The sequence below is a fragment of the Roseicyclus amphidinii genome, from assembly GCF_030163755.1.
Lineage (GTDB): Bacteria > Pseudomonadota > Alphaproteobacteria > Rhodobacterales > Rhodobacteraceae > Roseicyclus > Roseicyclus amphidinii.
This window is the reverse complement of sequence record NZ_JASJOE010000079.1, coordinates 1-12,575: the sequence shown is the minus strand read 5'-3', so window position 1 is coordinate 12,575 and position 12,575 is coordinate 1. Positions and strand designations below refer to the sequence as shown.

General features: G+C 70.0%; 13 protein-coding genes, 1 pseudogene and 1 riboswitch. Of the genes and pseudogenes, 7 read left to right on the top strand and 7 right to left on the bottom strand.

Annotated features, from left to right (window positions below; translation table 11 throughout):
• The 3 genes from QQK83_RS17270 to QQK83_RS17260 form a co-directional block, all read right to left on the bottom strand.
• Nucleotides 1-602 (bottom strand): ArnT family glycosyltransferase (locus QQK83_RS17270; protein WP_284266373.1); only part of this gene is annotated, 602 nt, incomplete at its 3' end.
• Entirely contained in the window at nt 599-952 is a 354-nt protein-coding gene (locus tag QQK83_RS17265) for a lipid-A-disaccharide synthase N-terminal domain-containing protein (RefSeq protein ID WP_284266370.1), read from the bottom strand. The genes QQK83_RS17265 and QQK83_RS17270, both read right to left, overlap by 4 nt.
• Nucleotides 949-1,710: a glycosyltransferase family 2 protein gene (locus QQK83_RS17260; RefSeq protein WP_284266368.1), complete on the bottom strand. Its 762-nt coding sequence runs from the start codon at nt 1,708-1,710 to the stop codon at nt 949-951. The genes QQK83_RS17265 and QQK83_RS17260 overlap by 4 nt, the downstream gene beginning before the upstream one ends.
• A 429-nt stretch (nt 1,711-2,139) precedes the next feature.
• Nucleotides 2,140-2,254: riboswitch (guanidine-I (ykkC/yxkD leader) on the top strand.
• An 83-nt stretch (nt 2,255-2,337) separates the two neighbouring features.
• Here QQK83_RS17260 and QQK83_RS17255 point away from each other — a divergent pair.
• Genes QQK83_RS17255 through QQK83_RS17230 form a run of 6 tightly spaced genes read left to right on the top strand, consistent with a single transcriptional unit; the run spans nt 2,338 to nt 6,851 of the window.
• A complete protein-coding gene (locus QQK83_RS17255) occupies nt 2,338-3,402 on the top strand; it encodes a putative urea ABC transporter substrate-binding protein (RefSeq protein WP_284266366.1) in 1,065 nt (354 codons plus the stop codon).
• A gap of 28 nt (nt 3,403-3,430) precedes the next feature.
• A complete protein-coding gene (locus tag QQK83_RS17250; protein WP_284266364.1) occupies nt 3,431-4,243 on the top strand; it encodes an ABC transporter permease in 813 nt (270 codons plus the stop codon).
• Nucleotides 4,240-5,046, top strand: a complete 807-nt coding sequence (locus QQK83_RS17245; protein WP_284266362.1) for an ABC transporter ATP-binding protein — start codon at nt 4,240-4,242, stop codon at nt 5,044-5,046. The genes QQK83_RS17250 and QQK83_RS17245 overlap by 4 nt, the downstream gene beginning before the upstream one ends.
• On the top strand, nt 4,985-6,229 hold the full coding sequence (locus tag QQK83_RS17240) for an agmatinase family protein (protein WP_284266360.1): 1,245 nt from the start codon (nt 4,985-4,987) through the stop codon (nt 6,227-6,229). Before QQK83_RS17245 ends, QQK83_RS17240 begins: the two co-directional genes overlap by 62 nt.
• A complete protein-coding gene (locus QQK83_RS17235) occupies nt 6,219-6,671 on the top strand; it encodes a hypothetical protein (protein WP_284266359.1) in 453 nt (150 codons plus the stop codon). Before QQK83_RS17240 ends, QQK83_RS17235 begins: the two co-directional genes overlap by 11 nt.
• Before the next feature lie 3 nt (nt 6,672-6,674).
• Entirely contained in the window at nt 6,675-6,851 is a 177-nt protein-coding gene (locus tag QQK83_RS17230; RefSeq protein ID WP_284266357.1) for a hypothetical protein, read from the top strand.
• Between the two features lie 145 nt (nt 6,852-6,996).
• Here the strand turns inward: QQK83_RS17230 and QQK83_RS17225 are convergent, their stop codons facing one another.
• From QQK83_RS17225 to QQK83_RS17215, 3 genes are all read right to left on the bottom strand, one after another.
• On the bottom strand, nt 6,997-7,584 hold the full coding sequence (locus QQK83_RS17225) for a DUF2155 domain-containing protein (protein WP_284266355.1): 588 nt from the start codon (nt 7,582-7,584) through the stop codon (nt 6,997-6,999).
• Nucleotides 7,584-8,042, bottom strand: coding sequence for an outer membrane lipid asymmetry maintenance protein MlaD (gene mlaD / locus QQK83_RS17220; RefSeq protein ID WP_284266352.1), 459 nt, complete (start codon nt 8,040-8,042; stop codon nt 7,584-7,586). Before mlaD ends, QQK83_RS17225 begins: the two co-directional genes overlap by 1 nt.
• 78 nt (nt 8,043-8,120) lie before the next feature.
• Nucleotides 8,121-8,498 (bottom strand): NADH:ubiquinone oxidoreductase subunit NDUFA12, encoded by a 378-nt coding sequence (locus tag QQK83_RS17215; protein WP_284266350.1) that lies wholly within the window; start codon nt 8,496-8,498, stop codon nt 8,121-8,123.
• A 337-nt stretch (nt 8,499-8,835) separates the two neighbouring features.
• Here QQK83_RS17215 and QQK83_RS17210 point away from each other — a divergent pair, with 337 nt between their 5' ends.
• Nucleotides 8,836-10,128 (top strand): O-acetylhomoserine aminocarboxypropyltransferase/cysteine synthase family protein, encoded by a 1,293-nt coding sequence (locus QQK83_RS17210; protein WP_284266348.1) that lies wholly within the window; start codon nt 8,836-8,838, stop codon nt 10,126-10,128.
• 2,353 nt (nt 10,129-12,481) lie between these two features.
• On the opposite strand, the pseudogene QQK83_RS19425 reads toward QQK83_RS17210, so the two are convergent.
• Nucleotides 12,482-12,575, bottom strand: a pseudogene (locus tag QQK83_RS19425) (putative PEP-binding protein); the annotation flags it as partial.

Here is a 12,575-nt window from a genome sequence, read left to right as displayed (position 1 = left end):
ACCCAGAGCGCCGCGCCCAGCACCGGCCCCAGGATCAGCGGCCCCTTGATCAGCACCCCCGCCCCGAGCGCGGCCCAGAACACCGCCGGCGCGGCCCAGCCGCGGACCTGCCCCAGCGCGGCGCGCGCCAGCGCCCCCATGGCAAGGATGATCGTCAGCAGCAGCGCCGCATCGGTCTTGGCGATGCGCGCCTCGATCTGCAGCACCACCGTGCTGGCCAGCAGCACCCCCGCCAGCAGCGCGGGCCCCGCGCCCACCAGCGGCGCGCCCGCCCAGGCCAGCGCCAGAACGCTCAACGCCGCGGCCAGCACCGAGACGATGCGGTAATGCCAGATCTCGTTCGAGGCGGGCACGCCAAGCGCATGGGTGGCGGCATTGTGCAGCCAGTAGATGCCGACGGGCTTCTGGTAGCGCGGTTCGTCCTGCAGGCGGATGTCGATGTAATCGCCGGTTTCCGCCATCTGCTTCGAGGCCTGCGCAAAGCGTGCCTCGTCCCGGTCGATGACGGTCATCCGCCCGATCCCCACCGAGGAGACGACGAGGATGCACAGGAAGGCCAGAAGCCCCAGCGCCGCCACGCGGGGCCACGCCGGACCGCTCATGTGCGTCCCTTGCCCTGCGCCCCCGGTGCGGGGGTCTCGTCCAGCGCGCGGATGCGCCCCTCCTTGCGGATCAGCGCAAGGTTGCGGGCATAGACGAAGACGCCGATGGACTGGCCGAGGATGAAGACGATGTCCTGCCGGTAGATCGCGTAGGACAGAAGCGTCAGCCCGCCGCACATGCTGAGATACCAGAAGGCGACCGGCACATAGGATTTGCCCGCCCGCTCCGAGGCGATCCATTGCACGATGAAGCGCGCGGCGAAAAGCGCCTGCGCAGACAGGCCCCAGACAACCCACCAGAACTCGGTCCAGGTGTCGATCGACAGAAGCGCAAAGACCGTTTCCTTCATCCGCGGTCATCCCCCGGCGTGATGGCCGCCACCTCCCAGACCGGCAGGCTGCGGCGGCGGCGGATCAGCCATGCCACGCCCAACAGGTCCGAGACGCCCACGAGGGCGCGGCCGATGTTGGTGTATTTCGAGGCCCCGCTGGCGCGGGCGCGATGGGCCACGTCGATATGGCCCACCTCCCAGCCGTCGCGCTTGAACAGCGCGGGCAGGTAGCGGTGCATGTGGTTGAAATAGGGCAGGCCCAGAAAGGCGTCGCGCCGGAACGCCTTGAGCCCGCAGCCGGTGTCGCGGGTGCCGTCGCGCAGCATCGCGCCGCGCAGCCGGTTGGCCGCCAGCGAGGCCGCGCGCTTGGCCCATGGATCGTTGCGCTTCACCCGCTGCCCCGCCACCAGCCCGAGGCGCGCGGGCGCATCGGCGGCAAGCAACGGGGCCAGCAGCTTCGGCAGCTCGGCGGGCGGGTTCTGCCCGTCGCCGTCCAGCGTGGCGATGATCGGGGCCGCCGCGGCGCGCACGCCCGAATGCACGGCCGCCGATTGCCCGGCGGAGCGCGCGTGGCGCAGCACCGTCAGCCGCACCTCGGGATGCGCGCGCGCCCAGGCCTCGAGCGCCGCGCCGGTGCCGTCGTCCGAGCCGTCATCGGTCACCAGCATCTCGAAGGGGCCAAGCCCCTCCACCGCCGCGACACAGTCCGACAGCAGGTCGGCGCAGGCGCCGATCTCGTTTTTCATCGGGATCACGATGGCGAACTGCGGGGCCACGGATCGGGACGCGGAATGGGACGCTGAGTGGGACAAGGACGCCACCGGGGGAAATCTGGGCTCGTCTGCCTGTTGCAAGTTACGGCTTCCGGTCACTTGCGTCACGCTCTGGCAACGCGCGGGCGGCATGAAGGCCTCTCGGTCGGGGGCCGGGTGCCACGAAAGCCGCCGGACTGTCAAGCGCGGGGGGTGCGACCCGCGCGCGCCCGCGCCGATGCGTGGCGGCCCAGGCACCGCTGACGCACCGCCGACGCACCGCCGAAGCGACCCCGCCCCGGCCCCGCCGCAGCCCCGCCGCAGCCAACCGCCGCCTCGTTTCGCGGCGCACACCCCGCGCGCTGCCGAAAAAACGGGCAACGCGCCTTGCCTGCCCTGCATCGTCCCCCACCGTGCTTGGGCCAGCCGCGCCCCGCGTCCTAGGCCTTGTGCCAGCAGGGCATTTAGGGTTCCGCCGATCCGCACCCGCGGTCGGGGCTGGTCCGAGAAATGCAGCCGCTCCGGCAAATTCCGGGGCGGTACACGGCGGGCCAAAATCCCGGGAGAGCACTGCGCATCGAGTTCGGCCGCTCCCCTGAACGCTCGCTTCCGGTCGGACGTGGCACATCATCCAACCGGAGGACCCGGACCATGACCAGACTTGCACTTGCCGCAACCACCGCCCTCGGCCTCGTCCTCGCGCCGGGCTTCGCCACCGCTCAGGAGCGCGACAGCTTCCGCGTGGCGTGGTCGATCTACGTGGGCTGGATGCCCTGGGGCTATCTCGAGGAAAGCGGCATCATGGACCGCTGGGCCGAGCGCTACGGCATCGACGTCGAGATCGTGCAGATCAACGACTACGTCGAGTCGATCAACCTCTATACCGCGGGCGAGTTCGACGGCGTGACCGCCACGAACATGGACACGCTCTCGATCCCCTCGGGGTCCGGCGTGGACACCACCGCGCTGATCGTCGGCGATTTCTCCAACGGCAACGACGCCGTGATCCTCAAGGGCGAGGGCACGCTGGAAAGCCTTGCGGGCATGCCCGTGAACCTCGTGGAACTGTCCGTCTCCCACTACCTGCTCGCCCGCGCGCTCGACAGCGTGGGACTGGCCGAGCGTGACCTTGCAGGCGTGGTGAACACGTCCGACGCCGACATGATCGCAGCCTTCCAGACCGACGACGTGCAGGCGGTCGTGACGTGGAACCCGCTGGTTTCCACCATCGCCGAAGACCCGGCGGCGAACATCCTCTTCACCTCCGCCGACATCCCCGGCGAGATCATCGACATGATGGTCGTCAACACCGAGACGCTGGCCGCCAACCCCGATTTCGGCCGCGCACTGGTCGGCGCTTGGTACGAGCTGATGACGATCATGTCGTCGGACACCGACGAAGGCATCGCCGCGCGCACCGCGATGGCCGAGGCTTCGGGCACCGATCTTGCGGGCTATGACGCGCAGCTCGCCTCGACCCAGATGTTCTGGAACCCCGCCGATGCCGTGGCCTTCGTCGAAAGCGAGACCTTGCCCGAAACCATGGTCACCGTGGCCGAGTTCCTGTTCGAGCAGGGCATCCTCGGCGAGGGCGCGCCCAGCGCCGATTTCGTCGGCATCGAATACCCCGGCGGCGTGACCACGGGCGACACCGGCAACATCCAGCTGCGCTTCGATCCAAGCTTCATGCAGATGGCCGCCGACGGCGCGCTCTGAGCCACCGGGCCGAAGGGGAGCGCGCGCCATGCGTCTCATCAACCGCCGCGCGGGCCCGGTCAGCCGGGTGACCCTGGCCGCGCTTCCCTTCGTGCTCGTGGGGCTGGCCTATGCCTCGGCCTCGGCCGCACGGCTGGCCGAGAACCCGCAGGACCGCGTCCTGCCCTCGCCCGCCACGCTGCTGGAGACCGCGATCCGCCTGATGACGGAGGAGGACCGCCGCTCGGGCGAGATCCTGTTCTGGGGCGACACGCTCTCGAGCCTGACGCTGCTCTTCTCGGGCGTCGGCATCGCCGCCGTCATCGGCCTCTGCGTCGGGCTGGCCATCGGGCTTGTGCCGCTGGTGCGCACCAGCCTGCAGGGCTTCGTCGCGGTGCTGTCGATGATCCCGCCCTTGGCGGTTCTACCGATCCTCTTCATCTCGCTCGGCGTCGGCGATGCCTCGAAGATCGCGCTCATCGCCATCGGCATCACCCCCTTCTTGATCCGCGACCTTGCCGCGCGCACGATGGAACTGCCGCAGGAACAACTGGTGAAGGCGCAGACGCTGGGCGCCTCGACGCTTTCCATCGCGCTTTCCGTCGCGCTGCCCCAGATCATGCCGCGGCTTCTGTCGGCGCTGCGCCTGTCGCTTGGCCCCGCGTGGCTCTTCCTGATCGCGGCCGAGGCCGTGGCCTCGGACAGCGGGCTTGGCTACCGGATCTTCCTCGTCCGCCGCTTCCTCGCCATGGACGTCATCCTGACCTACGTGGCCTGGATCACCTTTCTTGCCTTCGCAATCGATTGGCTGCTGGCCCAAGCCTCCCGCCGCCTCTACCCTTGGGCCGAGGTGCGGACATGAGCTTCGTCACTGTCGAGAACCTGTTCCAGAGCTATGGCCGCCGCCCGATCCTCGAGCGGGTGAACCTGACCGCCCATGAGGGCGAATTCGTCTCCATCGTCGGCGCGTCGGGCTGCGGGAAATCCACCTTCCTGCGCCTGCTGCTCGATCAGGAGCGCCCGACGCGGGGCGAGATCACCGTGGACGGCCAGCCGCTGCGCGGCGAGCCCGACCGCTCGCGCGGCATCGTGTTCCAGCGTTATTCCGTCTTCCCGCACCTGACGGTGCGCGACAATATCGTCGCCGCCGAAGGCCTGTCGCGCCCGCTGGGCCGCCTGTTCGGCAGCGTCAAACGCGCCGCCCGCGCCCGTGCCGAGGCCGCGCTCGAGCGGATCGGGCTGGCCCATGTCGCCGAGCAATACCCCGCCGCCCTGTCGGGCGGGATGCAGCAACGCCTTGCCATCGCGCAGGCGCTGGCGGCCAAGCCGCGCATCCTTCTGCTGGACGAGCCCTTCGGCGCGCTCGACCCCGGCACGCGCGAGCAGATGCACGGCTTCCTGCAGGACCTGCGCGCCGAGACGCGGATGACGGTCTTCATGGTCACCCATGACCTGCCCGAGGCCTTCAAGCTGGGCGACCGCGTCATCGTCTTCGACAAGACCCGCTGGGACCCCCACGACCCCGCCGCCTATGGCGCGACGATCACCTATGATTTCGACGCGCGGAACGGCGGCATCCCCTACCAACTGCAAGAGGACCAAGATGATCTTGAGAGAGACGAGGATCACCCGGTCGCATCACCCGGCCGACCGGCCGACGCGTGATCGGCGGGCGCACCACCCGGACCTGACCCGCCTGCAAGGCTGGCGCAGCATGAAGGCCGAGGCCGACCTGCCCGAAGGCCGCTGGGACGAGGAACGCCGTTGGGCGCTCAGGATGGGCCTGACCGGCGCGGACTCGATCGACGACAAGTCGATCCCCACCTTCGCGCGCGGCGAGCTTCCGCATTACGCAGGCATCAACACCTTCCTCAAGGCGCCCTATGCCGAGGATGTGCTGGAGGTCGCCAATTACGACGCCACGGTCCTCGGCATCCCCTTCGACGGCGGCACCACCTACCGCCCCGGCACCCGCTTCGGGCCGCAGGGCGTGCGCAAGATCAGCGCGCTTTACACGCCCTACAATTACGAAATGGCCGTCGACCTGCGCGAGCAGATGACGCTGTGCGACGCGGGCGACGTGTTCACCATCCCCGCGAACCTCGAGAAAAGCTTTGACCAGATCAGCCGCGCCGTCTCCCACGTCTTCTCCTCCGGCAGCTTCCCGGTGATGATCGGCGGCGACCATTCCATCGGCTTTCCCTGCGTGCGCGGCATCGCCGAATGCACCTCGAAGAAGATCGGGATCGTGCATTTCGACCGCCACGCCGACATCCAGGAAAAGGACCTGGACGAGCGGATGCACACGACGCCGTGGTTCCACTCCACGCTTCTGCCCAACGTGCCTGCCAAGAACCTCGTGCAGGTCGGCATCGGCGGCTGGCAGGTCCCGCGCGAGGCGGTCAAGGTCGCGCGCGAGCGCGAGACCAACATCATCACCATGTCCGACATGGAGCGCATGGGCGTCGACAAGACCGCCGAGATGGCGCTGGAAATGGCATGGGACGGCGTCGACATGGTCTACATGTCCTTCGACATCGACAGCATCGACTGCGGCTTCGTCCCCGGCACCGGCTGGCCCGAACCCGGCGGCTTCCTGCCGCGCGAGGCGCTGGCGCTGGCATCGAAAGTGGCGGCCGAGGGGCTGTGCGGGATGGAACTGGTCGAGGTCTCGCCGCCCTATGACACCTCGGACATCACCGCGCTGATGGGCACCCGCGTGATCGTGGACGTTCTGGGCAGCATGGTCGCCAACGGCAAGATGGGCGCGCACAAGCGCCACATCGACAAGCCCGTCAGCATCCCGCACGGCGAATTCGAGGGAAAGAGGTGGTCCAATGCCACATGACCACCATCACCACGGGCATGATCACGGGCACGGCCACGGGCACCCCCATCCCCACGGTCACAACCACGCCCATGCCGATCACCTGCATTCCCACCTCATCCCCGAGGATCAGGCCGCCGACCTGCAGGTTCTGACCGCGCAGTTCATCGACGGCTTCGTGCAGGCCCGCGACAAGGCCGCCTACCTCAAGCTTGCGGGCGTGCCGCTGGAGCGCCCCGGCAAATCCGGGCCGGGCAAGCTGAAACTGGTGGACGTCGAGCTGAAGACCGAATGGCAGGTCGGCACTGCCTCCCCCTCCTTCGGCTCGCATGAGTTGAGCTACCTGCCGTTTCCGGGCGAGATGATCCGGGAACGCACCAACATGAGCCTCGTCTATGTCTCGATGACCGAGAAGGACCTGCTCGATATCCGCGATTTCCTTGCAGACAAAGAAAGGGACTGACCCATGACCCGCATCTCTCTCGCCGCCCTCGGTCTTCTGGCCGCGACCGCCCCCGTCCATGCGCATGAGGCCGGGGGCCTTGCGCATCTTCACCCCCACGGGACCGAGGCGGCGCTGGCGGCCCTTGCCCTGTTCGTGGCCGGGGTCTTCGTCTGGCGCAGCGTCACGCGCAACCGGTAAGCACCCCCGCGGGCGTCCTCTTCAGCGGATGACGCCCGCCGCCCGCAGCGCCGCGATCGCGCCCGGGTGATATGCCGCATCGGCCAGCACATTGCCGTTTCGTGCCCCCCGCGCCGGTCCGTCGTGACCGCGCCGCGGACGGGCCTCAGCCCGCGTCGCAGCCCAGCACCCAGACGTCGTAGCGCGGATGCTCCAGCGCGTTCAGCGCGGGCGAGGAGGCGATCATCCAGCCGTCGAACAGCGCGCGTCCGTCGTGGTCGAGGATCTCGAGATGGACATAGGCATCCGAGGCCGGATCCTCGGAGGGGTAGCGGCATTCGAGGACATGGATGGCGATGCGGCCGAAGATCACCGTCTCGCCCATCGCCATCTCGACATCGGTGGGCCGCCCCAGCATCCGGTCGAGCGCGCGCAGCGTGGCCCGCGCGCCCTGCGCGGTCTGCGGCTGGGTGACGGAGGTCATGGCGCTGCCGACGCGCGGCACGATGGTCAGCGTGCCGCTCTCGCTTTCCGCGGGCGGGTCGAGCGTGAGACCGCCGCTCTCGTCGGGCAAGCCGCCCTCGGCCCCGAGCGAGGGGACATCGCCCTCGGGCAGCGCGTCGGGGTCGAAGGTGAACCCCTCGAGCGGGCCATCGCCGAAAGTGTCGAAGCTTTGCGCCACGGCCCGCGGGGCGGGAGCGGCCACGGCCACGGCCAGCGCGGCGGCGAGACAGGCGGACAGCGCGCGCCGCATCACTCGGACCCGTCCCCGGTCACGAAGCGCATCAAGAGCGTCACGAGGCTGACGGAGCCCTGGGTGTCGGTGACGGTATCGCCGGGCGCGTAATCGAAGGGCGAGCCACCGGGGAGGATCTCGACGAAATTGCCGCCCAGAAGCCCCTCGGAGGCGATGGCGATGGCGCTGTCGTCGGGCAGGACGATATCCTCGCGCAGGGTAAAAGTGGTCTCGGCGCGGAAACTGGCGGGATCGAGCGCCATGCCGGTCACGGTGCCCACCCGCACGCCGGCCAGCCGAACCTCGGTGCCGACCGAGATGCCCTCGGCGCTGCGGAAGGAGGCGTTGAGCTCGTAACTGCCGCCCGGCGCGGCGCTGTCGCGCGCGCCCGAGGCATGGAGAAAGAAGCCAACGGCCAGGGCCAGCACGGCGGCGCCCACGGCGACCTCGGTGATGGTGGTATCCTGCGTGGACATGGCAGCCCGCCCCCTTGCGCTTGCCCGGTTATGGCGCGACGCGCCGCCCGCGCCAAGGGGGAGGCCGTCTTTCCGGCGTCATTCCGGCGTCCAAGCCTCGTAATCGCGGCGCGCGGCGGGCTCGGCCCGGCGGATCGAGCCCGCGGGCACATGGGCCTGCGCGGTGCCGGTCAGGTTCGGCAGATGCGGCTTTTCCCAGGCCTTGTGCGCCACCGGCTTTTCGGTCGGGGGCTCGTCCCAGGTGTGGTGCAGCCAGCCGTGCCAGTCGGCATCCACGCGGCTCGCCTCGGCCTCGCCGTTGAAGATGACCCAGCGCTTCTTGCCGTCCTTCGAGCGGTAGAAGATGTTGCCCTGCTCATCCTCGCCGACCTTCACGCCGTTGCGCGCGGTGTAGAGCTGCGTTCCGATGGTCTGGCCGTTCCACCAGGTCACGAGACGGTTCAGGAAACTGAGCATGGGCTGCCCTTTCGGGGTTGCGGGTCCGGTCGGGGGCGTTCTGCCCCATCGCGGCCGGGTCGTCCAGTGCCATGGCGTCGCGCGCGGGACCGGGTTTCGCCGCGCCTTCGGCGCGCCGACCCGCCGGGGGCTCCGCCCCCGGACCCCCGCCGTATTTGGGGGAAGATGAAGGCGGGAACGGCCGTGTCGGCGCGGCGGGGACACGGCGAACGGGCGGACCGGGGGCGGCGCGCGGCGGGGAACGGGCGACCTTTCCGGCGCGGTGCGATTGCCCGGCCCGGCCGCTTGGCCTAATCCTGTCGCGGACGACGGCACCCGAGAGAGAGGGGAGAGACCCATGACAGACGGCCCGACCTACGGCTTCGACACGCTCCAGATCCACGCAGGCGCCCGCCCCGACCCGGCGACGGGCGCGCGGCAGACGCCGATCTACCAGACCACGGCTTACGTCTTCCGCGATGCGGACCATGCCGCGGCGCTCTTCAACCTGCAGGAAGTGGGTTACATCTACTCGCGCCTGACCAACCCCACCGTCGCGGTGCTGCAGGAGCGTATCGCCACGCTCGAGGGCGGCGTCGGCGCGGTCTGCTGCTCCTCGGGGCATGCGGCGCAGATCATGGCGCTGTTCCCGCTGATGAGCCCCGGCAAGAACATCGTGGCCTCGACCCGGCTTTACGGCGGCACGGTCACGCAGTTCAGCCAGACCATCAAGCGTTTCGGCTGGTCGGCGAAATTCGTCGATTTCGACGATCCCGAGGCCGTGCGGGACGCCATCGACGAGGACACCCGCGCGGTCTTCGGCGAGGCGATCGCCAATCCGGGCGGCTACATCATGGATGTGCGCGCCATCGCCGATGTCGCCGATGCGGCGGGGCTGCCGCTGATCATCGACAACACCACCGCCACCCCCTACCTGTGCCGCCCCATCGAGCATGGCGCGACGCTGGTGGTGCATTCGACGACGAAATACCTGACCGGCAACGGCACCGTCACCGGCGGCTGCATCGTCGATTCGGGGAAATTCGACTGGTCCGCATCGGACAAGTTCCCCTCCCTTTCGGCACCGGAACCCGCCTATCACGGGCTGAAGTTCCACGAGACCTTCGGGCCGCTGGCCTACACGTTCCACGGCATCGCCATCGGTCTGCGCGACCTCGGCATGACGATGAACCCGCAGGCCGCGCATTACACGCTGATGGGGATCGAGACGCTGTCGCTGCGGATGGAGCGGCACATCGAGAACGCGGTGAAGATCGCCAAATGGCTCGAGGCCGATCCGCGGGTCGAGTTCGTGACCTATGCGGGCCTCGAGTCCTCGCCCTATTTCGAGCGCGCGAAAACCGTGTGCCCCAAGGGCGCGGGCGCGCTGTTCACCTTTGCGGTGAAGGGCGGATTCGAGGCCTGCGTGAAGCTGGTCGATGCGCTGGAGATCTTCAGCCACGTCGCCAACCTGGGCGATACGCGCAGCCTGATCATCCATTCGGCCTCGACCACGCACCGGCAGTTGACACCCGAGCAGCAGTTCGCGGCGGGGGCCGCGCCCAACGTGGTGCGCCTGTCCATCGGGATCGAGGATGCCGACGACCTGATCGCGGACCTCGACCAGGCGCTGGCCAAGGCAACCGCCTGAGGCATGGTCCGAGATACGGCGAAGACCGGCCAGAACCGGCAAGGGGGGCGCGCGGGACGCGCCCCTTTTTTCTTGCGGAGATTGCACATAGACTGATTTCCGCCGATGGCGGTTGCAGGTCTCGGGGGGCTGTTTCCCTCGCGGGGTTTGTGCTGTAGATCGGCATCAACGGGTCGGGTCGCCCTGCGCTCCGCCCTCCGATGGCATGACCGGGGTCGGATGTGACAATCGAATTCGCGCTCTTCTTCTCGCCCGAGGGGCTTGCGCTGGCCCACCGCCAGGTGGCGGGCCACTGGGCCCTTGTGGGCGAAGCGGCCCTCGGGGACGACCTCGAGGCGGCCATGGCCGAGCTGCGCAGCGCCGCCGAGGCGCGCGGGCTGGGCAAGGGCGGACAGGGCAAGGGCGGACAGGGCAAGGGCAAACAGGGCGAGGGCCGCGTGCTGCTCGTGCTGCCCGACGACCAGGTGCTCTATACCTCCTTCACCGCGCCCGCGGGCGACCCCGAGCTTGTCGCGGCCCGGATCGCCGAGGGGCTGGAGGGGATGACGCCCTATGCCGTCGCCGATCTGCGCTATGACTGGCGGCCGCTCGAGGAGGACCGGGTCAAGGTCGCCGTGGTCGCGCAGGAGACGCTGGAGGAGGCCAGCCAGTTCGCCGAGGCGCATGGATTCACCGCCGGCGGTTTCGCGGCGATGCCGCCCGCCGAACGCTTCCCGGGCATCGCGCTGTTCGGCGACGACACGCCGGAGCTGCCCGAGCTGGAAAGCGGCATGGCCTTCGGCGGCGACGACTGGGCGCAGAAGGCCGAAGCGGAGGCGGCTGCGGCTGCCGCGGCGGCGGCCGCGGAGGCAGAGGCGGAAGCCGCCGCCAAGGCGGAGGCCGAGGCGCTGGCTCAGGCCACGCCCGAGGCCGAACCGGAGGCTGCGCCGGAAGGTAACGGACGCGAAACGCGCGATGATGCGGAGCAGGTGCACCCGGCCGAGCCCGAGGCCGGTGACGCGCCGACCGGTCCCGAGGCCGTTGCAGAGCCGTCTTCGGAGGAGGAGGCAGATCCACCGCCTGCCCCGATCAGCGACCCGTCACTGCATCAGACGATCACGCCGCTGGCCGATGAGGACGACACCGGGACCGGGTATGCTCCGAACCCGCTGTTCGAGGCGCTGGCGCGGTCCGGCGCGGATGCGGAGCGGGCGGACGACCCTGCCGATGACGCCCTGTCCGCCGCGCGCGCGCCCGAACCGCAAGCCGAACCGCAGGCCGAACCGCAGGCCGAAGCGGTGCCTGCCCCGTCACAGGCTGAAGACACGGATGGCGCAACGGCTTTCGAGGCGGCATCGCTGCCGGATACCGAGACCGGGGCGGCGCAAGCCTTCGAGCCGCCTTACCCTGCCCCTGCCCCTGCTTCCGGGGTCGAGGCCACGCGCGGCAAGGCCCGCGCCCCCGCGGCAGGCAAGGGCCTGACCGCGGAGAAACCCGAGGGACCGGCGGCACGCCCTGCGCGCTTTTCGCCGGTCGCGGCGCAGCGCAGGGGCGCGCCTGTTGACGCCGGCGGGGAGCCGCCCGTTGTCCCCGAGGACACCGACGGCGCTGCCACCGGGGCCACCCCGATGCTCAGCTTCGGCGCGCGGCGCGGCAAGGCGGGGAAACGCCCGGCCAGCGGGGCGGGCAAAAGCACCGCGGGGCAGCTTGTCTCGAGCCGGGTCGGACGGCTGGGCTTCGGCGCAAGCACGACGCGCGAAGACCCCGTGCTGCATCCCGATGCCGCCCCCGCGCCGAGGCGCGACAGTGTCGCGGCGGGCATGGCGGCTGGCGCGACCAGCGGCGCGCAGGCGAAGCCGACAAGCCGCCTTGCCGCGCAGCTTGCGCGGGTGCGCGACGCGAGCAAGACACGCGAGCGCCCTGCGCCCGAGGCACCGGCCGCCGTCGCGCACGCAGCGGAGACCCCGTTGGAGATGGAGGCGACCGCCGCGCGCGCCAGCGCGGCCGCGCCCACCGGGGATGCGCGGGGCACCGCCGCCATGGCGGCCGCGGCCAAGGGCCTGTTCCGACGCCGTGGTGGCGGCGACAGGGCCGAAAGCACACGGTCGGCCCCCGCACCCGTCCCGGCAGCTGCGGCGGATGCGGCCGGGGCCGCGGCGGAGAACGCCTTTGCCAGCGGGTTGCTGGCGCGGAAATCCGTGGAGCCGAGCGGCCCGTCCTTCCGCACCGGGCTGATCCTGACGCTGGTGCTTCTGGTGCTGCTGGCCTTGATCGCGGTCTGGTCGGTCCTGTTCCTGCCCAACAGCCCGATGGCGCGGCTGTTCCTCGGCGACACGGCCGGCGAGAGCGCGGCGCTGTCGCTCGAGGATGCGCCCGCCGCGCCCGAAGCGATCAGCGCCTGCAGCTGCATCCGCATGACGCCCGGCTTGTCGAGGCCCACCCGGATCGCGCGCCAGCCGAGCGCGGGG

Coding starts and splice junctions, on each gene's coding strand:
- QQK83_RS17265 (WP_284266370.1), bottom strand. CDS start 952: ATGAAGGAAACGGTCTTTGCGCTTCTGTCGATCGACACCTGGACCGAG.
- QQK83_RS17255 (WP_284266366.1), top strand. CDS start 2,338: ATGACCAGACTTGCACTTGCCGCAACCACCGCCCTCGGCCTCGTCCTC.
- QQK83_RS17250 (WP_284266364.1), top strand. CDS start 3,431: ATGCGTCTCATCAACCGCCGCGCGGGCCCGGTCAGCCGGGTGACCCTG.
- QQK83_RS17245 (WP_284266362.1), top strand. CDS start 4,240: ATGAGCTTCGTCACTGTCGAGAACCTGTTCCAGAGCTATGGCCGCCGC.
- QQK83_RS17240 (WP_284266360.1), top strand. CDS start 4,985: ATGATCTTGAGAGAGACGAGGATCACCCGGTCGCATCACCCGGCCGAC.
- QQK83_RS17235 (WP_284266359.1), top strand. CDS start 6,219: ATGCCACATGACCACCATCACCACGGGCATGATCACGGGCACGGCCAC.
- QQK83_RS17230 (WP_284266357.1), top strand. CDS start 6,675: ATGACCCGCATCTCTCTCGCCGCCCTCGGTCTTCTGGCCGCGACCGCC.
- QQK83_RS17225 (WP_284266355.1), bottom strand. CDS start 7,584: ATGCGGCGCGCGCTGTCCGCCTGTCTCGCCGCCGCGCTGGCCGTGGCC.
- mlaD (WP_284266352.1), bottom strand. CDS start 8,042: ATGTCCACGCAGGATACCACCATCACCGAGGTCGCCGTGGGCGCCGCC.
- QQK83_RS17215 (WP_284266350.1), bottom strand. CDS start 8,498: ATGCTCAGTTTCCTGAACCGTCTCGTGACCTGGTGGAACGGCCAGACC.
- QQK83_RS17210 (WP_284266348.1), top strand. CDS start 8,836: ATGACAGACGGCCCGACCTACGGCTTCGACACGCTCCAGATCCACGCA.